The organism is Streptomyces sp. NEAU-sy36, from assembly GCF_013423905.1.
Lineage (GTDB): Bacteria > Actinomycetota > Actinomycetes > Streptomycetales > Streptomycetaceae > Streptomyces > Streptomyces misionensis.
Map to the genome: position 1 here is coordinate 1,668,751 of NZ_CP058977.1, position 21,784 is coordinate 1,690,534.

Consider the following 21,784-nt stretch of genomic DNA (forward strand, 5'->3'; position numbering starts at 1 on the left):
GCCAGACGGGTGGGTTGGTTTCCCGGACTCACTGGGGGAGCGGTGCCTAGGAAACCCGAACTGAGGGGGAGGGCCGCCCGGCTCGCCCGGCTCTTCCCGGCCGGCCGGGCCCGTGCGGCCCGCACCCCGTTCGTGCTCCTCGTCGTGCTGCTCCTCGGCGGCGGCCTCATCGGGCTGCTGGTGCTGAACTCCGCGCTGAGCGAGGGCTCCTTCAAACTGGCCGACCTCCAGAAGCGGACCAAGAACCTCACCGACGAGGAACAGGCCCTGCAACGGGACATCGACGCCTACTCGTCCCCCGACGCCCTCCAGCGCCGGGCCCGCGAACTCGGCATGGTGCCCGGCGGCGACCCGGCCTTCCTCGCCCCCGACGGCACGGTCAAGGGCGTCCCCGGCGTCGCCGCCCCCGAGTCGGCCGCCCTCACCGGCCCGCCCGCGCCCGAGTCCCTCGTCCTGACCCCGCCGCCCGGCCTGCCCGCCACCCCGGACGGCCCGCAGGACCCGGCCCGCTCCCAGGACCCCGCCGCCCAGGACGGCGCCGCCCCGAACCTCACCACCCCCCAGTCCGCTCCCACTCCGACGACCCCCGGCAGGTGACGGAAGTGTCCGACAGGGAACCGCCGCGGCGCCGCGTGCCCGCGCCCGCGAAGCCGCCGCGGCCGCGCGGCGCCGCGCAGCGGCAGCCCGGGCCCGGCGCCCGACCGGTCCGGCGGCCCGGCGCGGGCCGGGTGCCCGCCCAGCGCCCGCTCCGGCTCGGCAGCCCACGGCCCCGGCTGCGCCTGGTCGGCCTCGCCCTCGGCCTGGTGCTGCTCACCTTCGTGGTGCGGCTGCTCCAGGTACAGGCCGTGCAGGCCGGCACGTACACCGCCAAGGCCGAGCAGAACCGGTATGTCGTCCACACGCTGACCGCCGAGCGCGGCGGCATCACCGACCGCAACGGCGTCTCCCTCGCCGTCAGCGAGGACGCCTACGACATCACGGCCGACCCGACGATGTTCGGCCCCGGCCAGCTGAAGATCACCGACGGTCCCGAGCGCGCCGCGGCCCTGCTCGCGCCGATCCTCGGCCAGGACCAGGCCACCCTGGTGAAGAAGCTGCGGCCCGCCGACAGGAACTCCCGCTACGCCCGCCTCGCCACCCGGCAGACGCCCCAGGTCTGGAAGCAGATCAAGGACCTGAAGTCGGCGCTCGCGCAGAAGACGGGCACCGTCAACGTGCTGGCCGGCGTCTTCGCGGACCCCAGCAGCCAGCGCGTGTACCCCAACGGCGACCTGGCCGCCGGGATACTGGGCTGGGTCAACGCCGCCGGCCAGGGCGGCGGCGGCATCGAGCAGATGCTGGACAAGCAGCTCGCCGGGAAGAACGGCAAGATCCGCTACGCCCAGTCCGGCGGCCGCGAGGTGCCCACCGCCGGCTCCGCCGAGACGCCCGCCGTGCCGGGCTCCGACGTCGAGCTGACCATCGACCGCGACATCCAGTGGGCGGCCCAGAACGCGATCACCGAGCAGGTGAAGAAGTCCAAGGCCGACCGCGGCTACGTCGTCGTCCAGGACACCCGCACCGGGCAGATCCTGGCCCTGGCCAACTCGCCCGGCTTCGACCCCAACGACCTGTCCAAGGCCGACCCCGGCGCCCTCGGCAACGCGGCCGTCCAGGACGCCTACGAACCCGGCTCCACCGCCAAGGTGATGTCCATGGCGGCCGTCCTCCAGGAGAACGCGGCGACCCCGCTCACCCATGTCGTCGTGCCCAACCGGCTGCACCGCGGCGACCGGCTCTTCCAGGACGACATCGACCACCGCACCTGGAACCTCACGCTCAACGGCGTGCTCGCCAAGTCCAGCAACATCGGCACCATCCTCGCCACCGGCCAGCTCGGCAAGACCCAGCCGGAGGCCAACAAGGTGCTCTACTCCTACCTGCGCAAGTTCGGCATCGGCAGCTACACCGGGCTGCACTTCCCCGGGGAGACCCCGGGCATCCTCGCGCCGCCGCAGAAGTGGTCCACCTCGCAGCAGTACACGATCCCTTTCGGCCAGGGCTTCTCCATCAACGCCCTCCAGGCCGCCTCCGTGTACTCGACCATCGCCAACGACGGCGTACGGATCGAGCCGACCCTGGTCCGCGGCACCAAGGGGGCCGACGGACGGTTCACACCCGCGCCGAAGCCCAAGGAGACAAGGGTGGTGAGCGCGAAGACCGCCAGGTCGGTCGCCGAGATGCTGGAGTCCGTGGTGGACGACGAGCAGGGCACCGGCATCTCGGCCCGCATCCCCGGCTACAACGTGGCCGGCAAGACCGGCACCGCCAACCGAGTGGATCCGGCCACCGGCAGGTACCGCGGCTACACCTCGTCGTTCGCCGGGTTCGCCCCCGCGGACAAGCCCCGCATCACGGTCTACTGCGCCATCCAGAACGCCACCTCGGGAGGCTACTTCGGCGGCCAGATCTGCGGACCGATCTACAAGAAGGTCATGGAGTTCGCCCTGAAGACGCTCCAGGTCCCGCCCACCGGGGCGCCGCCCGCCAACCTGCCCGTCGACTACAAGCCCTGATCGGCACCGAACACCAGGAACCAGCCAGTGACAACGATCACCCCCGGACCCGGGAACCAGAACGGCCCCGAGCCCTCGCTTCGCTCCGAAGGTGGTGCGCCCGGTACGCTCACCGCCGTGCCACACGCTGATCAGTCCCAAACCACCCAGAAGGGCGCTTCCGTGACCTATCCGGGACCGCCGCGACCGGTCCACGTCTCCGCCACACCCCTCGCGGAGCTGGCCGATCAGCTGGGTGCCGCGGCCCCGGACGCCGCCGCCGAGATCACCGGGATCACCCACGACTCGCGCGCCGTCCGCCCCGGCGACCTGTACGCCGCCCTCCCGGGCGCCCGCCTGCACGGCGCCGACTTCGTCACCCAGGCCGCCGGTCTCGGCGCGGCCGCCGTGCTCACCGACCCGACCGGCGCCGAGCGCGCCGCCGCGACCGGACTGCCGGTCCTGGTGGTGCCCGACCCGCGGGCCCGGATGGGCGAACTGGCGGCCACCATCTACGGCCACCCCGGCCGCGGGCTGCTCCAGATCGGCATCACCGGCACCTCCGGCAAGACCACCACCGCGTACCTGGTCGAGGGCGGCCTGCGGACCGCGAAGTCCACCGGGCTCATCGGCACCGTCGAGATGCGCATCGGCGACGAGCGCATCAAGTCCGAGCGCACCACCCCCGAAGCCACCGACCTCCAGGCCCTGTTCGCCGTCATGCGCGAACGCGGCGTCGAGGCCGTCGCGATGGAGGTCTCCAGCCACGCCCTGGTCCTCGGCCGGGTCGACGGCTGCGTCTTCGACATCGCGGTCTTCACCAACCTCAGCCCGGAACACATGGAGTTCCACTCCGACATGGAGGACTACTTCCGGGCCAAGGCGCAGCTGTTCACGCCGAAACGCAGCAAACTCGGCGTCGTCAACGTGGACGACGAGTGGGGCCGCCGGCTCGCCGCCGAGGCCACCGTCCCCGTCATCACCTACTCCGCCGAGGGCCACCCGGACGCCGACTGGCGCGCCGAGCACGTCGAGGTCGGTCCGCTGGACTCGGCGTTCACCGTCCTCGGACCGCGCGGCGAACGGGTGCGGGCCAAGTCGCCGCTGGCCGGCCCCTTCAACGTGGCGAACACCCTCGCCGCCATCGTCGCCCTGGCCGCGGCCGGACTGGACCCGCAGACCGCCGCCGACGGCATCGCCGCCGTCCCGGGCGTCCCCGGCCGCCTGGAGCGCGTGGACGCCGGGCAGCCCTACCTCGCGGTCGTGGACTACGCCCACAAGACCGACGCGGTCGAGTCGGTGCTCAAGGCGCTGCGCAAGGTCACCAAGGGCCGGCTGCACATCGTCCTGGGCTGCGGCGGCGACCGCGACCAGACCAAGCGCGCCCCGATGGGCGCCGCCGCGGCCCGGCTCGCCGACACGGCCGTGCTCACCTCCGACAACCCCCGTTCCGAGGACCCGCTCGCGATCCTCGCGACCATGCTCCAGGGCGCGGCCTCCGTGCCCGCGCACGAGCGCGGCGAAGTGCTCCTCTTCGAGGAGCGGGCCGCCGCCATCGCCGCCGCCGTGGGCCGCGCCCAGGCCGGCGACACCGTGCTGGTCGCGGGCAAGGGCCACGAGCAGGGCCAGGACATCGCCGGCGTGGTCCGTCCCTTCGACGACCGCCAGGTGCTTCGCGAAGCTATCCAGAAGACTCAGGGATGAACTTGTGATCGCCCTCTCCCTCGCCGAGATCGCAGCTGTCGTCGGCGGGCAGACGCACGACATACCGGATCCGTCCGTGCGGGTCACCGGACCGGTCGTCCGGGACTCCCGGGAGGTGGTGCCCGGCAGCCTGTTCGCCGCCTTCGTCGGCGAGCGCGTGGACGGCCACGACTTCGCACCGCAGGTCGTCGAGGCGGGCGCGGTCGCCGTACTGGCGTCGCGTCCGGTCGGCGTGCCCGCGATCGTGGTCGAGGACGTGCAGAGCGCCCTCGGCGCCCTCGCCCGGCACGTCGTGGCCCGGCTCGGCGCGACCCTCGTCGCCCTGACCGGCTCGGCGGGCAAGACCAGCACCAAGGACCTCATCGCCCAGGTGCTGAGCACCAAGGCGCCGACGGTGTTCACGCCGGGCTCGTTCAACAACGAGATCGGGCTGCCGCTGACCGCCCTGACCGCGACCGAGGAAACCCGTTTCCTGGTCCTGGAGATGGGCGCCCGCGGCATCGGCCACATCCGCTACCTCACCGGCCTCACCCCGCCGAGGATCGGCGTCGTCCTCAACGTCGGCAGCGCGCACATCGGCGAGTTCGGCGGCCGCGAGCAGATCGCGCAGGCCAAGGGCGAGATCATCGAGGGGCTGCCGGAGGACGGCGCCGCGATCCTCAACGCCGACGACCCGCTGGTACGGGCCATGGCACCGCGTACCAAGGCGAAGGTGGTCCTTTTCGGAGAGTCGGCCGAAGCGGACGTACGCGCCGAGAATGTGCGACTCACGGACACCGGACAGCCTTCCTTCAGGCTTCACACACCCTCCGGTGCAGCTGATGTGACGATGCGCCTGTACGGTGAGCATCACGTGTCGAACGCGCTCGCCGCGGCCGCCGTCGCCCATGAGCTGGGCATGTCCGCGGAAGAGATCGCCACCGCGCTCTCCGGGGCGGGCTCCCTCTCCCGCTGGCGCATGGAGGTCACCGAGCGCCCGGACGGCGTGACCATCGTCAACGACGCCTACAACGCCAACCCCGAGTCCATGCGGGCCGCCCTTCGGGCGCTCGCGGCCATGGGCCAGGGGCGGCGCACGTGGGCCGTGCTCGGCAAGATGGCCGAGCTGGGGGACGAGGCGCTCGCCGAGCACGACGCCGTCGGACGGCTCGCCGTCCGGCTCAACGTCAGCAAGCTCGTCGCCGTCGGGGGGATTGAGGCCTCCTGGCTGCAACTGGGCGCATATAACGAGGGTTCGTGGGGTGAGGAGTCGGTGCACGTGTCCGACGCACAGGCGGCGATCGACCTGTTGCGCAGCGAGTTGCGCCCGGGGGACGTCGTCCTCGTGAAGGCGTCACGGTCGGTGGGGCTCGAAGGCGTCGCCGCGGCGCTGCTCGAGACCGGTGCCGAGGGTGAGGTTGCCGCCCGATGATGAACCAGATCCTGTTCTCGGGAGTCATTGGCCTCTTCCTCACCCTGGTCGGCACCCCGTTGCTGATCAAGCTGCTGGCCCGCAAGGGCTACGGCCAGTACATCCGTGACGACGGCCCGCGCGAGCACGCCAGCAAGCGCGGTACGCCGACCATGGGTGGTATCGCCTTCATCCTGGCGACGGTCGCCGCGTACTTCCTGTCCAAGGTGATCACCGGCAAGCCGCCGACGTTCTCCGGTCTGCTGGTGCTCGGCCTGATGGTCGGCATGGGCCTGGTCGGCTTCCTGGACGACTACATCAAGATCGTCAAGCGGCGTTCGCTGGGCCTGCGGGCCAAGGCGAAGATGGCGGGACAGCTGATCGTCGGCATCGCCTTCGCCGTGCTGGCGCTGATGTTCCCCGACGCCCGCGGCAACACGCCGGCCTCCACCAAGCTGTCGTTCATCACGGACTTCGGCTGGTCCATCGGCCCGGTGCTGTTCGTGATCTGGGCGCTGTTCATGATCCTCGCGATGTCGAACGGCGTGAACCTCACCGACGGTCTGGACGGTCTCGCCACCGGCGCCTCCGTCCTCGTCTTCGGCGCCTACACCTTCATCGGCGTCTGGCAGTACCAGGAGTCCTGCGCCAACGCGACGACCCTGACCAACCCGGCCGCCTGTTACGAGGTGCGCGATCCGCTCGACCTCGCCGTGGTCGCCTCCGCGCTGATGGGCGCCTGCCTCGGCTTCCTGTGGTGGAACACCTCGCCGGCGAAGATCTTCATGGGCGACACCGGCTCGCTCGCCCTCGGCGGTGTCCTCACCGGTCTGGCCATCCTCTCCCGCACGGAGCTGCTGGTGGCCATCATGGGCGGCCTGTTCGTCCTCATCACCATGTCGGTCGTCATCCAGGTCGGCTCCTTCCGGCTCACCGGCAAGCGCGTCTTCCGGATGGCACCACTCCAGCACCACTTCGAACTCAAGGGCTGGTCCGAGGTCCTGGTCGTGGTCCGCTTCTGGATCATCCAGGGCATCTGCGTGATCGTCGGACTCGGCCTCTTCTACGCGGGATGGGCAGCGGAAAAGTGACCACCGGCTCGGCGCCCTTCGACTTCCAGGGCAAGCACGTCACCGTCGCGGGACTCGGCGTCTCCGGCGTCCCCGCGGCGAAAGCACTGCACGCGCGCGGCGCGCTCGTCACCGTCGTCAACGACGGCGACGACGACCGCGCCCGCGAGCAGGCCGCCGGCCTGGAGGCGCTCGGCATCACCGTGCGCCTGGGCGACGGGGCGACCCTCCCGGAGGGCACCGAGCTGATCGTCACCGCCCCCGGCTGGAAGCCCGACAAGCCGCTGTTCCTGGCGGCGGCCGAGGCGGGCGTCCCGGTCTGGGGCGACGTGGAGCTGGCCTGGCGGCTGCGGGGGCCCGACGCGGCCCCCTGGCTGGCCGTGACCGGCACCAACGGCAAGACCACCACCGTGCAGATGCTCGCCGCCATTCTGAAGGCGGCGGGCCTGCGCACGGCGGCCGTCGGCAACATCGGCGTCTCCCTGCTGGACGCCGTCCTCGGCGAGGAGGAGTACGACGTCCTCGCCGTGGAGCTGTCCAGCTACCAGCTGCACTGGGCGCCCTCGCTGCGCGCCCACTCCGCCGCCGTCCTCAACCTCGCGCCCGACCACCTCGACTGGCACGGCTCCATGGAGGCCTACGCCGCCGACAAGGGCCGCATCTACGAGGGCAACAAGGTCGCCTGCGTCTACAACGTGGCCGACAAGGCCACCGAGGACCTGGTGCGCGAGGCCGACGTCGAAGAGGGCTGCCGCGCCGTCGGGTTCACCCTGGGCACCCCGGGCCCCTCCCAACTCGGCGTCGTGGAAGGCATCCTGGTCGACCGCGCCTTCGTCGAGAACCGGCAGAAGAACGCGCAGGAGCTGGCCGAGGTCTCCGACGTCCGCCCGCCGGCCCCGCACAACATCGCCAACGCCCTCGCGGCGGCGGCCCTCGCGCGCGCCTTCGGGGTGCCCGCCACGGCCGTACGGGACGGACTGCGCTCCTTCCGGCCGGACGCCCACCGCATCGAGCACGTCGCCGACATCGACGGCGTGGCCTACGTGGACGACTCCAAGGCCACCAACACCCATGCCGCGGCGGCCTCGTTGGCGGCCTACGACTCCATCGTGTGGATCGCGGGCGGGCTGGCCAAGGGCGCGACCTTCGACGAGCTGGTCGCCACCGCGGCCGGGCGGCTGCGCGCGGTCGTGCTGATCGGCGCCGACCGGGCCCTGATCCGCGAGGCCCTCGCGCGACACGCGCCGGAAGTACCCGTCGTCGACCTCGACCGGACCGACACTGGGGCGATGCTCCAGGCGGTCACGGAGGCCGGGCGGCTCGCGGTCGCCGGCGACACGGTGCTCCTCGCTCCGGCCTGCGCCTCCATGGACATGTTCACCAACTACAACCAGCGCGGTGACGCGTTCGCGGCCGCGGTCCGCGAACTCCGCGCCTGACCCCGGCCCGCCCGCCGGGCGGATCCTGGGAGGGACGCGTGGGGCGGCCGACGTTCAGTGGAGGCGCCGATGCCCAGTAGCCGTACCGGAAAGCCCCCCGTGCAGCGGGCGTCCCGGCGTCCCGTCGTGTCCCGGTCCGTGCGCGAGAACCCCGTACAGCGGGCCGTCACACGCGCGCGGCGGGCCTGGGACCGGCCGCTGACCGCCTACTACCTGATCGCCGGCGGCAGCACGCTGATCACGGTGCTGGGCCTGGTGATGGTCTACTCGGCCTCCCAGGTCACCGCGCTCCAGATGGCGCTGCCGGGCTCCTACTTCTTCCGCAAGCAGCTGCTGGCCGCCGTGATCGGCGGGGTGCTGCTGCTGGCGGCCTCCCGGATGCCGGTGAAGCTGCACCGGGCGCTGGCCTATCCGATCCTCGCCGCCGCCGTCTTCCTGATGGCCCTGGTGCAGGTGCCCGGGATCGGCATGTCGGTCAACGGCAACCAGAACTGGATCTCCCTGGGCGGCTCCTTCCAGATCCAGCCCAGCGAGTTCGGCAAGCTCGCCCTGGTGCTGTGGGGCGCGGACCTGATCGCCCGCAAGCAGGAGCGGAAACTGCTGACCCAGTGGAAGCACATGCTGGTGCCGCTGGTGCCGGCCGCCTTCCTGCTGCTCGGACTGATCATGCTCGGCGGCGACATGGGAACCGCGATCATTCTCACAGCGATCCTGTTCGGCCTGCTGTGGCTCGCGGGCGCCCCGACCCGGCTGTTCGCGGGCGTGCTGTCGGTCGCGGCGGTGATCGGGGTGATCCTCATCGAGACCAGCCCCAACCGGATGGCCCGCCTCGCCTGCATCGGCGCCACCGAGCCCCGCGCCCAGGGCGCCGACTGCTGGCAGGCCGTGCACGGCATCTACGCGCTCGCCTCCGGCGGACTCTTCGGCTCGGGCCTCGGCGCGAGTGTGGAAAAATGGGGTCAACTCCCGGAAGCGCACACCGACTTCATCTTCGCGGTCACCGGTGAGGAACTGGGTCTGGCGGGGACGCTGTCGGTGCTCGCCCTGTTCGCGGCTCTAGGCTATGCGGGTATCCGCGTGGCCGGACGCACGAAGGACCCCTTCGTGAGGTACGCCGCGGGAGGCGTGACCACCTGGATCATCGCCCAGGCGGTGATCAACATCGGGGCGGTGCTCGGCCTGCTGCCGATCGCCGGCGTCCCGCTCCCGCTGTTCTCCTACGGAGGGTCCGCCCTGCTGCCGACCATGTTCGCCGTCGGGCTGCTGATCGCCTTCGCGCGTGACGAGCCCGCCGCGCGGACGGCGCTTGCGAGGCGGCAACCTCGCTTTGGTAGAAAGCGGGCGGGAGGCTCCGGTGCGGAGCGGGGGCCTCGGAGATGGAACACGATGCGACGGCGTGCCTCGGCGGCGCGTTCGTCCGGAGAGCGGTGAATTTCGGTGCATGTCGTACTCGCCGGTGGAGGGACCGCCGGCCACATCGAGCCCGCGCTCGCCCTCGCGGACGCCCTGCGCAGGCAGGACCCGACCGTGGGGATCACGGCCCTGGGCACGGAGCGCGGCCTGGAGACCCGGCTCGTACCGGAGCGCGGCTACGAGCTGGCGCTGATCCCGGCGGTGCCGCTGCCGCGCAAGCCCACTCCCGAGCTGATCACCGTCCCGGGCCGGCTGCGCGGCACCATCAAGGCCGCCGAGCAGATCCTGGAGCGCACCAAGGCGGACGCCGTGGTCGGCTTCGGCGGCTACGTCGCCCTGCCCGGCTACCTGGCCGCCAAGCGGCTCGGCGTGCCGATCGTGATCCACGAGGCCAACGCGCGCCCGGGCCTGGCCAACAAGATCGGCTCCCGGTACGCGGCCCAGGTCGCCGTCTCCACGCCGGACAGCAAGCTGCGGGGCGCCCGGTACATCGGCATCCCGCTGCGCCGCTCCATCGCCACGCTGGACCGCGCCGCCGTCCGCCCCGAGGCCCGGCACCGCTTCGGCCTCGACCCCAACCTGCCCACGCTGCTGGTCTCCGGCGGCTCGCAGGGCGCCCGCCGGCTCAACGAGGTGACGCAGGCGGTCGCCCCGTGGCTCCAGCAGGCCGGAATCCAGATCCTGCACGCGGTCGGCCCGAAGAACGAACTGCCGCGCGTGCAGCAGATGCCGGGGATGCCCCCCTACATCCCGGTAAGTTACCTGGACCGGATGGACCTCGCGTACGCCGCGGCCGACATGATGCTCTGCCGCGCGGGCGCGATGACCGTCGCCGAACTCTCCGCCGTCGGACTCCCGGCCGCCTACGTCCCGCTGCCCATCGGCAACGGCGAACAGCGGCTGAACGCCCAGCCGGTGGTCAAAGCGGGCGGCGGACTCCTCGTGGACGACGCGGAACTGACGCCGGAGTGGGTGCAGCAGAACGTGCTGCCCGTGCTCGCCGATCCGCACCGCCTCTACGAGATGTCCCGCTCCGCAAGCGAGTTCGGCCGCCGGGACGCCGACGACCTGCTCGTCGGCATGGTGTACGAGGCCATCGCCTCGCGCCGTTAGGACCGTATGACGAAAGGGCAGTGAGCGTGGCCGGACCGACGACCCGTCAGCGCGGGGAACGCCAGCAGGAGTCGTCCGGCCCGCCGCCCGCCCGCAGGCCCGGACGACCACCACTTCGTACGATCGTCATCCTGGCCGTGGCCGTGGTGCTCGTGGGAGCCGGTTCCGTATGGGTGTTGTACGGCTCCTCCTGGCTGCGGGTCACCCGGGTTCCGGTCTCCGGTACCCGGGTCCTGACCCCCGCCGAGGTGCGCGCGGCCGCGGCCGTTCCGGTCGGGGCGCCGATGGTCTCGGTGGACACCGGCGGCATCGAGGCCCGGCTGCGCCGGGAACTGCCCCGGATCGACACCGTCGAGGTGACGCGTTCCTGGCCGCACGGCATCGAGTTGAAGGTGGCCGAGCGCACTCCGGTCCTGCTGATCCGCAAGGGCCGGGGCTTCGTCGAAGTCGACCGCGAGGGCGTCCGGTTCGCCACGGTCTCCCAGCCGCCCAAGGGAGTTCCGCTGCTGCGGATCTCCACGTCCGCGACCGGTCCGGCCGCGGCGAGCCTGCGCCGCTTCGGCCCCGACCGGCTGACGCGGGAGGCGGTCCGGATCGCCGGCGATCTGCCGCGCTCCGTGGGAAGTCTCACCCGGACCGTCCTGGTCCGTTCCTACGACGACGTCGAACTGGAGTTGGCGGACGGCCGTACCGTCGCCTGGGGCAGCGCCGAGAACGGCCGCGCCAAGGCACGGAGCCTCACCGCACTCATGAAAGCAGCTTCCGGCGCACGGCACTTCGACGTCAGTGTCCCCACCGCCCCCGCGTCATCGGGGAGTTGACGCGCATCAGTGCAGGCCAGCACCCTGGTTGGGCACCGCTATGCCTGATCACATAGGGTGAAAAGAAAAACGGGAGGTTCGGCGTGTTCGTTGAACGGGCGCCACTTGTCGACTTAGTGTCCTGTTCAGAAGACTCCAGGGAACAGACACACTGGTAACCCTAAACTTCAGGCTTAGGGTTCGGGTCGGCGCTACGGACCGTCCCATTCGGCATCTGTCGTCCCGGCGCGGGGCACCGCCCGGCGGCGACGACGTAATTCGAGGCGAGAGGCCTTCGACGTGGCAGCACCGCAGAACTACCTCGCAGTCATCAAGGTCATCGGTGTCGGCGGCGGTGGTGTCAATGCCATCAACCGGATGATCGAGGTCGGTCTCAAGGGTGTCGAGTTCATCGCCATCAACACCGACGCACAGGCGCTGTTGATGAGCGACGCCGACGTCAAGCTGGACGTCGGCCGGGAACTCACCCGCGGACTCGGCGCCGGCGCCAACCCGGCCGTCGGCCGCAAGGCCGCCGAGGACCACCGTGAGGAGATCGAGGAGGTCCTCAAGGGGGCCGACATGGTCTTCGTGACGGCCGGTGAAGGCGGCGGCACCGGCACCGGCGGCGCGCCCGTCGTGGCCAACATCGCGCGCTCCCTGGGCGCCCTCACCATCGGCGTGGTCACGCGCCCGTTCACCTTCGAGGGACGGCGCCGCGCGAACCAGGCCGAGGACGGCATCGCGGAACTGCGCGAAGAGGTCGACACCCTCATCGTCATCCCGAACGACCGACTGCTGTCCATCTCGGACCGCCAGGTCTCGGTCCTGGACGCCTTCAAGTCCGCGGACCAGGTCCTGCTCTCCGGCGTCCAGGGCATCACCGACCTCATCACCACCCCGGGCCTGATCAACCTGGACTTCGCCGATGTGAAGTCGGTCATGTCCGAGGCCGGTTCGGCCCTCATGGGCATCGGCTCGGCCCGCGGCGACGACCGCGCGGTGGCCGCGGCCGAGATGGCGATCTCCTCGCCGCTCCTGGAGGCGTCCATCGACGGCGCCCGGGGCGTGCTGCTGTCCATCTCCGGCGGCTCCGACCTCGGTCTGTTCGAGATCAACGAGGCCGCCCAGCTGGTCAGCGAGGCCGCCCACCCCGAGGCCAACATCATCTTCGGCGCGGTCATCGACGACGCCCTCGGCGACGAGGTCCGGGTCACCGTGATCGCGGCCGGCTTCGACGGCGGCCAGCCGCCGGCCCGCCGGGAAAACGCCCTTGGCCAGACCTCCGGTTCGGCCCCCGCCCGCCGCGAGGAGCCGGCCCCGGCCCGGCAGCCGGAGAGCCGTCCGTCCTTCGGCTCCCTCGGCAGCGTCAAGCCCAAGGAGGAGCCGGAGCCGGCCCCCGAGCCGGTCGCCGACATCCCGGTCGCCCCGCCGGTGCCGCCGGTGCCGCGCCCCGCCTACTCGGACAGCGCGGCCGAGGAACTGGACGTCCCGGACTTCCTGAAGTGATAGGACAGCGCGAGAGCGTGAGCGGCGCGCACTTCGCCTTCACCGACCGGTGGGGCGGGGTGAGCGCCGCTCCGTATGAGGAGCTGAACCTCGGCGGCGCGGTCGGCGACACGCCCGAGGCCGTATTGGCCAACCGCGAACTCGCCGCCAAGACGCTCGGCCTGGACCCCGCCCGCGTGGTGTGGATGAACCAGGTGCACGGCGCCGAGGTGGCCGTGGTGGACGAGCCCTGGGGGAGCGGGAACCCGGTGCCGGAGGTCGACGCCCTCGTCACCGCCCGGCGCGGGCTCGCCCTCGCGGTCCTCACCGCCGACTGTGTGCCGGTGCTCCTCGCCGACCCCGTCGCCGGGGTCGCCGCCGCGGCGCACGCGGGCCGGCCCGGCATGGTCAAGGGGGTCGTCCCCGCCGCCGTACGGGCCATGGTCGAACTCGGCGCCGCACCCGAGCGGATCGTCGCCCGCACCGGACCGGCCGTCTGCGGCCGGTGTTACGAGGTGCCGGAGCGGATGCGCGCCGAGGTGGCAGCCGTGGAGCCGACGGCGCACGCCGAGACCAGCTGGGGCACTCCGGCGGTCGACGTGAGCGCCGGGGTGCACGCGCAGCTCGACCGGCTCGGGGTGCGCGACCGGGCGCATTCGCCGGTGTGCACGCTGGAGTCGGGCGACCACTTCTCATACCGCCGCGACCGCACCACCGGGCGGCTCGCGGGCTATGTCTGGCTGGACTGATGGGGAATGACGGACCGTAGGACCGAACTCGCCGGGAACCTGGCGACAGTGGAGGAGCGCATCGCCCGCGCCTGCGCGGCGGCGGGGCGCGCCCGTGACGAGGTGACCCTGATCGTGGTCACCAAGACCTACCCGGCGAGCGATGTGCGCATCCTGTCGGAACTCGGTGTGCGCCACGTCGCCGAGAACCGCGACCAGGACGCCGCCCCGAAGGCCGCGGAGTGCGCGGATCTGCCGCTGGAATGGCACTTTGTCGGTCAGTTGCAGACCAACAAGGTGCGTTCCGTGGTCGGTTACGCCGATGTCGTGCAGTCGATCGACCGCGACCGGCTGGTCACCGCACTCTCCAAGGAGGCGGTGCGCGCCGGGCGCGAGGTGGGCTGCCTGGTCCAGGTGGCGCTCGACGCCGGCGCGAGCGGGCGGGGTGAGCGCGGGGGCGTCGCCCCCGAGGGAATCGAAGAGTTGGCCGACCTCGTCGCCCGATCGCCGGGACTGCGGCTCGACGGACTGATGACCGTCGCCCCGCTCACCGGGGAGTACGCGGGGCGCGAACAGGCGGCGTTCGAGCGCCTCATGGATTTGTCGACCGACCTGCGCCGAGCTCATCCGGCTGCAACCATGGTGTCGGCAGGGATGAGTGCGGACCTTGAACAGGCCGTGGCGGCCGGGGCGACACATGTGCGCGTCGGCACTGCGGTACTCGGTGTCCGTCCCCGGCTCGGGTAACGTCGCCAGGAAGTCGGACCACAGCAGAAAATATGGTCAGTGTTCGCGAAACGGACACAACGACCGCGTGGATCGCGGGCACTTGGCAGTCGTCAGCCGATCCACCACAGAGCGGAGGACTCAGAGCATGGCCGGCGCGATGCGCAAGATGGCGGTCTACCTCGGCCTCGTGGAGGACGATGGGTACGACGGCCGCGGATTCGACCCCGATGACGATTTCGAGCCCGAGTTGGACCCGGAGCCCGAGCGGGACCACCGGCGACACGAGGTGTCACATCAGTCGCACGGGGTACATCAACCCCAAAGGGATGAATCGGTGCGAGTGGTGCAGCCTCCGGCGCCGCGCGAGCCGGTCTCCCAATCGGCTTCGCTACCCGCGGAATCGGGGCGCCCGGCGCGTATCGCGCCCGTGGCGTCCATCACACAAGAACGTCAGTCCCTGGAGAAGAACGCGCCGGTGATCATGCCCAAGGTCGTGTCGGAACGAGAGCCTTACCGGATCACCACGTTGCACCCACGGACCTACAACGAGGCCCGTACCATCGGGGAACACTTCCGTGAAGGCACTCCGGTGATCATGAATCTGACTGAGATGGACGACACAGACGCGAAGCGACTTGTCGACTTTGCGGCCGGATTGGTGTTTGGTCTTCACGGCAGTATCGAGCGGGTGACGCAGAAGGTGTTCCTGTTGTCTCCTGCTAACGTCGATGTCACGGCGGAGGACAAGGCCCGCATCGCAGAGGGCGGGTTCTTCAACCAGAGCTGAGACGCAGACCGGACCGAAGCACGGAAGAGCACGGAACAGGGGAGAGGGAACCGCAGGCCATGGGCGTGTTCGCGCAGGTGATCTACATCGCGCTGATGGTGTTTCTCGTCATCCTCATCTTCCGGCTGGTCATGGACTACGTCTTCCAGTTCGCCCGCTCATGGCAACCCGGCAAGGCGATGGTGGTCGTACTGGAGGCCACCTACACTGTCACCGATCCACCGCTGAAGCTTCTGCGGCGGTTCATTCCGCCGCTGCGTCTCGGGGGCGTGGCGCTCGACCTGTCCTTCTTCGTACTGATGATCATCGTCTACATTCTCATCGCCATCGTGCAGAACTTCGTGAGATGAGCGTGTGGACGACCCGGTCTTGCCGACTGCCGATGACTACGTTGAGGTGAAGAGATGCCGTTGACCCCCGAGGACGTGCGGAACAAGCAGTTCACGACCGTCCGCCTCCGAGAAGGCTATGACGAGGACGAGGTCGATGCCTTCCTCGACGAGGTCGAAGCCGAACTGACCCGTCTGCTCCGGGAGAACGAGGACCTGCGCGCGAAGCTGGCCGCCGCCACGCGTGCCGCCGCGCAGAACCAGCAGAACGCTCGCAAGCCTCCGGAGCAGCAGGAACAGCAGCAGCAACAGCAGCAGCAGGGCATGCGAGGTCCCGGCGCGCCGGTGCCCGCCGGGATATCGGGCCCGCCGCAGCAGCAGATGGGCGGCCCCATGGGAGGCCCGCCCCAGCTGCCCAGCGGTGCTCCGCAGCTGCCCGCCGGCCCCGGCGGTCAGGGTGGTCCGCAGGGCCCCGGCCCGATGGGCCAGGGTCCGATGGGACAGGGCCCGATGGGCGGTCAGCCGCCCATGCAGCAGCAGATGGGCGGCCCCATGGGCGGTCCGATGGGCGGCCCCATGGGTGGTCCCATGGGCGGTCCCGGTCAGGGTCCCGGTGGCGACAGCGCCGCGCGTGTCCTCTCGCTGGCCCAGCAGACCGCCGACCAGGCGATCGCCGAGGCCCGCTCCGAGGCCAACAAGATCGTCGGCGAGGCCCGCAGCCGCGCCGAGGGTCTGGAGCGTGACGCCCGCGCCAAGGCCGACGCGCTGGAGCGGGACGCGCAGGAGAAGCACCGTGTCGCGATGGGCTCCCTGGAGTCCGCCCGCGCCACGCTGGAGCGCAAGGTCGAGGACCTGCGCGGCTTCGAACGCGAGTACCGCACGCGCCTGAAGTCGTACCTGGAGTCGCAGCTGCGTCAGCTGGAGACCCAGGCCGACGACTCGCTGGCCCCGCCGCGCACCCCGGCCGCCGCGTCCCTGCCGCCGTCCCCGGCGCCTTCCATGGCACCGGCCGGCGCGAGCGCCCCGTCCTACGGCGGCAACCAGACGATGGGCGGCTCGCCCGCGCAGTCGTCCGGCCCGTCCTACGGCGGTCAGCAGCAGATGACGCCCGCCATGACCCAGCCGATGGCTCCGGTCCGTCCGCAGGGTCCGTCCCCGATGGGCCAGGCCCCCTCGCCGATGCGCGGTTTCCTGATCGACGAGGACGACAACTGAGCACCGGCGACGGTGAGTAGTACGCCGTAGGCGTCGGCAGCGCGAAGGAAGCGGCCCCGGACATCCGTCCGGGGCCGCTTCCTTTCGGGTGTCCGGGCCGCGAGTTCACGCTCGTCCCTCGTGCGGAAGGGCCCGGCCTCCGAACCGGAGGCCGGGCCCTTCCGCACGGGCCGTGGGCGCTTACGCCTTCCGCAGCCGGAACGTCAGGCTCAGGCCCTCGTCGGTGAAGGTCTCGCCGTAGCCGTCGTCGCCCTCACCCTGCCCGAAGTCGGTCGCCAGGACCTCCTCGGCGATGAGTTCGGCGTGCTCGCCGAGCGCCGCGATCACCGCCGGGTCCGTGGACGTCCAGCGCAGGGCGATCCGGTCGGCCACGTCCAGGCCGCTGTTCTTGCGCGCCTCCTGGATCAGCCGGATCGCGTCCCGGGCGAGCCCGGCCTGCCGCAGCTCCTCGGTGATCTCCAGGTCCAGCGCCACCGTCGCACCGGAGTCGGACGCCACCGACCAGCCCTCGCGCGGGGTCTCGGTGATGATCACCTCGTCCGGCGCCAGCGTGATCGTCTCGCCGTCCACCTCCACCGACGCGGTGCCCTGGCGCAGCGCCAGCGACAGCGCGGCGGCGTCCGCGGCGGCGATGGCCTTGGCGACCTCCTGCACCCGCTTGCCGAACCGCTTGCCCAGCGCGCGGAAGTTGGCCTTCGCGGTGGTGTCCACCAGGGAGCCGCCCACCTCGGACAGCGACGCCAGCGAGGAGACGTTCAGCTCCTCGGTGATCTGCGCGTGCAGTTCGGGGTGGAGGGTGTCGAAGCCGCTCGCGGCGATCAGCGCGCGGGACAGCGGCTGACGCGTCTTGACACCCGACTCCGCGCGCGTGGCCCGGCCCAGCTCCACCAGCCGGCGCACCAGGACCATCTGCTTCGACAGCTCCGGGTCGATGGCGTCGAGATCCGCCTCGGGCCAGGACGCGAGGTGCACCGACTCCGGCGCGCCCGGGGTGACCGGCACGATCAGGTCCTGCCACACCCGCTCGGTGATGAACGGGGTGAGCGGCGCCATCAGCTTGGTGACCGTCTCCAGCACCTCGTGCAGCGTGCGCAGCGCGGCCTTGTCGCCCTGCCAGAAGCGGCGGCGCGAGCGGCGGACGTACCAGTTGGACAGGTCGTCCACGAACGCGGACAGCAGCTTGCCGGCGCGCTGGGTGTCGTACCCCTCCAGGGCCTGCGTCACCTGGTCGGTGAGCGCGTGCAGTTCGGACAGCAGCCAGCGGTCGATCAGCGGGCGCTCGGCCGGGGCCGGGTCGGCCGCGCTCGGCGCCCAGTTCGACGTACGCGCGTACAGCGCCTGGAAGGCGACCGTGTTCCAGTACGTCAGCAGGGTCTTGCGGACGACCTCCTGGATGGTGCCGTGGCCGACCCGGCGGGCCGCCCACGGGGAACCGCCGGCGGCCATGAACCAGCGCACCGCGTCCGCGCCGTGCTGGTCCATGAGCGGGATCGGCTGGAGGATGTTGCCCAGGTGCTTGGACATCTTGCGGCCGTCCTCGGCGAGGATGTGGCCGAGGCACACGACGTTCTCGTACGAGGACTTGTCGAACACCAGGGTGCCGACCGCCATCAGCGTGTAGAACCAGCCGCGGGTCTGGTCGATCGCCTCGGAGATGAACTGCGCCGGGTAACGGCTCTCGAACAGCTCCTTGTTCTTGTACGGGTAGCCCCACTGCGCGAACGGCATGGAGCCCGAGTCGTACCAGGCGTCGATGACCTCCGGCACGCGCGTGGCCGTCTTGCCGCAGCCCTCCTGCGGGCAGGCGAAGGTGATCGCGTCGATGTACGGGCGGTGCGGGTCGAGCTCCGACTGGTCGGTGCCGGACAGCTCGGACAGCTCCGCGCGGGAGCCGACGCAGGTGAGGTGGTCGTCCTCGCAGCGCCAGATGGGCAGCGGGGTGCCCCAGTAGCGGTTGCGGGACAGCGCCCAGTCGATGTTGTTGTTCAGCCAGTCGCCGAACCGGCCGTGCTTGACCGTGTCGGGGAACCAGTTGGTCTTCTCGTTCTCCTGGATGAGACGGTCCTTGACGGCCGTCGTACGGATGTACCAGGAGGGCTGGGCGTAGTACAGCAGCGCGGTGTGACAGCGCCAGCAGTGCGGGTAGCTGTGCTCGTAGGGCAGGTGCCGGAAGAGCAGGCCGCGCTGCTTGAGGTCCTCGGTGAGCTTCTCGTCCGCCTTCTTGAAGAAGACGCCGCCGACCAGCGGCACGTCCTCCTCGAAGGTGCCGTCGGGGCGCACCGGGTTGACCACGGGCAGACCGTAGGAGCGGCAGACCTTGAGGTCGTCCTCACCGAAGGCGGGGGACTGGTGGACCAGACCCGTACCGTCCTCGGTGGTCACGTACTCGGCGTTCACCACGTAGTGCGCCGGCTCGGGGAACTCGACCAGCTCGAAGGGGCGCTGGTAGGTCCAGCGCTCCATCTCGGCACCGGTGAAGGTCTGCCCGGTGGGCTCCCAGCCCTCGCCGAGCGCCTTGCCGAGCAGCGGCTCGGCGACGACGACCTTCTCCTCGCCGTCGGTGGCGACGACGTAGGTGACCTCGGGGTGCGCGGCGACCGCCGTGTTGGAGACCAGGGTCCACGGGGTCGTCGTCCACACCAGGAGCGCGGCCTCGCCGGCGAGCGGTCCGGAGGTGAGCGGGAAGCGGACGTAGACCGAGGGGTCCACGACCGTCTCGTAGCCCTGCGCCAGCTCGTGGTCGGACAGGCCGGTGCCGCAGCGCGGGCACCAGGGGGCGACGCGGTGGTCCTGGACCAGCAGGCCCTTGCCGAAGATCTCCTTCAGCGACCACCAGACCGACTCCACGTACTCCGGGTCCATGGTCCGGTAGGCGTCGTCCAGGTCGACCCAGTAGCCCATGCGGGTCGTCAGCTCGGCGAAGGCGTCGGTGTGCCGGGTCACGGACTCGCGGCACTTGGCGTTGAACTCGGCGATGCCGTACGCCTCGATGTCCTGCTTGCCGGAGAAGCCCAGCTCCTTCTCGACGGCCAGCTCCACGGGCAGGCCGTGGCAGTCCCAGCCGGCCTTGCGGGCCACGTGGTAACCGCGCATGGTGCGGAAGCGGGGGAAGACGTCCTTGAAGACGCGCGCCTCGATGTGGTGGGCGCCGGGCATGCCGTTGGCGGTGGGCGGGCCCTCGTAGAACACCCACTCCGGGCGGCCCTCGGACTGCTCCAGGGTCTTGGCGAAGATCTTCTGCTCGCGCCAGAAGTCGAGCACGGCGTGCTCAAGCGCGGGCAGGTCGACCTGTGCGGGCACCTGGCGGTACGTCGGCGCTGTCATCTGCGAGCATCCTCCAACGGACTTGCTGCCTTCCGTCGGAGGGACGAGAGCTTCGATCCTTCACGCCGTGTGCGGCGCGCTCCCGCGGTACCACCCTCCTTGGCCCGCCGCCGCGCCCTGTGCGCCGGTGAGCCCCCTCATTGGGTTCGCGAAACCGGTTCTACTGACCCGGCCCCTCGGGCCGCGGCGTTCTTCCGGTGGCTCCGGGGTGATCTTCACGTCGCGCTCGCCCCCGGGCTTCCACCGTCCCCGGGTCGCTCTGGGCTGCGTACGCCGCTACTCGTCCCCATCCACGCTTCTCGCTCCGCCCAGTGTACGGCGCCGCACGGACAGCGGCCGACCGCTTTTCGGGGCGGCGGGGCCGGGCGGGCCGGTGACGGGGCCGGATGCCCCGAATGGCGAGGGTGCGGGGGCGGGCCTTCCGGTCCGCCCCGCCCGGCGGATTACCCGGCGGGGAGCTGGGCACAACGGATGCAGGCCCGCAGCGCGGGGGGTGCGGGCGGGCGAATCGGGCGGTGTGCCCCGTTGCCGCGGGACTCAAGTCGATTTATCGTCCCAGCACGATTCGCGCGCAAGATCACAATATGTGAAGGGGCCGCGGCCATGGTGGCGAAGAAGACCGCGGACAAGGCCGTGGCCGGGAAGACGGCGGCGAAGAAGGGCACGGCCGGGAAGAAGGCCACGCCTGCCAGGAAGAGCACGGCCGCGAAGCCCGCGGGGAAGGCCGTCGCGGAGAAGGGAGCCACCGTGAAGCCGTTCGTGGAGCAGCCGGGCGTGGCCGAGGAGGCCGCCGGGCATCCGGTGGCGAAGAAGGCCGCGGCGAAGAAGGCCGCGGCCAAGAAGGCGGTGGCCGGGAAGACGGCGGCCAGGAAGGCGGTGGCGAAGAAGACGGCGGCCGGGAAGGCGGAGACCGGGAAAGCGGTGGCCGGGAAGGCCACCGCGGAGAAGGCCGCCGGGAAGGGACCGGGGAAGAAGACGGCCGCCGGGAAGGTCGCGGCCAAGGACGTTCCGGCCGAGGACGTCCCCGCGAAGGGCTCCCCGGCGAAGGACGAAGAGGCCGCCGCGGTCGGCGAGGCCGCCGCGGTCGGCAGCACCCCGGCGGAGAAGGCCACCGCCGGGAGAACCGCGAAGGCCGTGGCCCAGGAGGCGGCGCCGGACGAGCGGAGCACGGCCAAGAAGGCGGGCGCGGCGCGGGCCGCGGAACAGACGGGAGCCACGACGGTGGTTGCGAAGAAGACCCCTGGCACGGCCATGGCGGAGGACGGCGCCGTACCCAAGGCACGCGCCGCCGCGGCGGAGCCGGGCGAACTGGCGGTGCGCCCCGGCGAGGACCCCTGGAGCGGGGAGGAGGTCGCCGAGGCGCGCGCGGAGCTCCAGTCGGAGATGGAGCGGCTGCGGGCGGAGATCAGCTCGTCCGAGGCGTCCCTCGTCGGCCTGATGCGCGACTCCGGGGACGGCGCGGGCGACGACCAGGCCGACACCGGCACCAAGAACATCACCCGCGAGCACGAGCTGGCGCTGGCCGCCAACGCGCGCGAGATGCTGGTCCAGACCGAACGGGCACTGGAACGGCTGGACGCGGGCACCTACGGACTGTGCGAGAACTGCGGCAAACCCATCGGCAAGGCCCGGATGCAGGCCTTCCCGCGGGCCACCCTGTGCGTGGAGTGCAAGCAGAAGCAGGAACGCCGCTCCTGAACGTGTGGCGGCGCAGGGGCGTG

17 protein-coding genes are annotated in these 21,784 nt (G+C 71.3%); 16 read left to right on the forward strand and 1 reads right to left on the reverse strand.

Annotated features, from left to right (window positions below; translation table 11 throughout):
- Window positions 1–42 precede the first annotated feature (42 nt).
- From HZZ00_RS07570 to HZZ00_RS07640, 15 genes are all read left to right on the forward strand, one after another.
- Window positions 43–597 (forward strand): septum formation initiator family protein, encoded by a 555-nt coding sequence (locus tag HZZ00_RS07570; RefSeq protein ID WP_180331477.1) that lies wholly within the window; start codon window positions 43–45, stop codon window positions 595–597.
- Between the two features lie 5 nt (window positions 598–602).
- Complete coding sequence (locus HZZ00_RS07575) at window positions 603–2,555, forward strand: penicillin-binding protein 2 (protein WP_306856153.1); 1,953 nt, start codon at window positions 603–605, stop codon at window positions 2,553–2,555.
- 162 nt (window positions 2,556–2,717) lie between these two features.
- The gene (locus tag HZZ00_RS07580; protein WP_180331479.1) at window positions 2,718–4,238 is read left to right on the forward strand and encodes a UDP-N-acetylmuramoyl-L-alanyl-D-glutamate--2,6-diaminopimelate ligase; all 1,521 of its coding nucleotides are present in this window, start codon (window positions 2,718–2,720) and stop codon (window positions 4,236–4,238) included.
- Between the two features lie 4 nt (window positions 4,239–4,242).
- Complete coding sequence (gene murF / locus HZZ00_RS07585; protein ID WP_180331480.1) at window positions 4,243–5,649, forward strand: UDP-N-acetylmuramoyl-tripeptide--D-alanyl-D-alanine ligase; 1,407 nt, start codon at window positions 4,243–4,245, stop codon at window positions 5,647–5,649.
- Complete coding sequence (gene mraY, locus HZZ00_RS07590) at window positions 5,646–6,719, forward strand: phospho-N-acetylmuramoyl-pentapeptide-transferase (protein ID WP_146468455.1); 1,074 nt, start codon at window positions 5,646–5,648, stop codon at window positions 6,717–6,719. The genes murF and mraY overlap by 4 nt, the downstream gene beginning before the upstream one ends.
- Complete coding sequence (murD, locus tag HZZ00_RS07595; RefSeq protein WP_180331481.1) at window positions 6,701–8,137, forward strand: UDP-N-acetylmuramoyl-L-alanine--D-glutamate ligase; 1,437 nt, start codon at window positions 6,701–6,703, stop codon at window positions 8,135–8,137. The genes mraY and murD overlap by 19 nt, the downstream gene beginning before the upstream one ends.
- A gap of 69 nt (window positions 8,138–8,206) precedes the next feature.
- On the forward strand, window positions 8,207–9,568 hold the full coding sequence (ftsW, locus tag HZZ00_RS07600) for a putative lipid II flippase FtsW (RefSeq protein ID WP_180331482.1): 1,362 nt from the start codon (window positions 8,207–8,209) through the stop codon (window positions 9,566–9,568).
- Between the two features lie 6 nt (window positions 9,569–9,574).
- Window positions 9,575–10,663, forward strand: a complete 1,089-nt coding sequence (gene murG / locus HZZ00_RS07605) for an undecaprenyldiphospho-muramoylpentapeptide beta-N-acetylglucosaminyltransferase (RefSeq protein ID WP_070028585.1) — start codon at window positions 9,575–9,577, stop codon at window positions 10,661–10,663.
- A gap of 26 nt (window positions 10,664–10,689) precedes the next feature.
- Window positions 10,690–11,484, forward strand: a complete 795-nt coding sequence (locus HZZ00_RS07610) for a cell division protein FtsQ/DivIB (RefSeq protein ID WP_180331483.1) — start codon at window positions 10,690–10,692, stop codon at window positions 11,482–11,484.
- Window positions 11,485–11,763: 279 nt separating this feature from the next.
- Window positions 11,764–12,972, forward strand: coding sequence for a cell division protein FtsZ (ftsZ, locus tag HZZ00_RS07615; RefSeq protein ID WP_180331484.1), 1,209 nt, complete (start codon window positions 11,764–11,766; stop codon window positions 12,970–12,972).
- Window positions 12,969–13,700 carry a peptidoglycan editing factor PgeF gene (pgeF, locus tag HZZ00_RS07620; RefSeq protein ID WP_180331485.1) on the forward strand — a complete coding sequence of 244 codons (732 nt, stop codon included), beginning with the start codon at window positions 12,969–12,971 and terminating at the stop codon, window positions 13,698–13,700. The genes ftsZ and pgeF overlap by 4 nt, the downstream gene beginning before the upstream one ends.
- A 6-nt stretch (window positions 13,701–13,706) precedes the next feature.
- Window positions 13,707–14,426 (forward strand): YggS family pyridoxal phosphate-dependent enzyme, encoded by a 720-nt coding sequence (locus HZZ00_RS07625; protein ID WP_180331486.1) that lies wholly within the window; start codon window positions 13,707–13,709, stop codon window positions 14,424–14,426.
- Window positions 14,427–14,553: 127 nt separating this feature from the next.
- Window positions 14,554–15,195, forward strand: a complete 642-nt coding sequence (locus tag HZZ00_RS07630; RefSeq protein WP_070028581.1) for a cell division protein SepF — start codon at window positions 14,554–14,556, stop codon at window positions 15,193–15,195.
- Between the two features lie 59 nt (window positions 15,196–15,254).
- The gene (locus HZZ00_RS07635) at window positions 15,255–15,545 is read left to right on the forward strand and encodes a YggT family protein (RefSeq protein WP_180331487.1); all 291 of its coding nucleotides are present in this window, start codon (window positions 15,255–15,257) and stop codon (window positions 15,543–15,545) included.
- A gap of 54 nt (window positions 15,546–15,599) precedes the next feature.
- Window positions 15,600–16,739, forward strand: a complete 1,140-nt coding sequence (locus HZZ00_RS07640) for a DivIVA domain-containing protein (protein WP_167381401.1) — start codon at window positions 15,600–15,602, stop codon at window positions 16,737–16,739.
- Window positions 16,740–16,919: 180 nt separating this feature from the next.
- On the opposite strand, the gene ileS is transcribed toward HZZ00_RS07640, so the two are convergent.
- Window positions 16,920–20,063 (reverse strand): isoleucine--tRNA ligase, encoded by a 3,144-nt coding sequence (ileS, locus tag HZZ00_RS07645; protein ID WP_180331488.1) that lies wholly within the window; start codon window positions 20,061–20,063, stop codon window positions 16,920–16,922.
- 603 nt (window positions 20,064–20,666) lie between these two features.
- Here ileS and HZZ00_RS07650 point away from each other — a divergent pair.
- On the forward strand, window positions 20,667–21,761 hold the full coding sequence (locus tag HZZ00_RS07650) for a TraR/DksA family transcriptional regulator (protein WP_180331489.1): 1,095 nt from the start codon (window positions 20,667–20,669) through the stop codon (window positions 21,759–21,761).
- The last annotated feature ends 23 nt before the right edge of the window (window positions 21,762–21,784 follow it).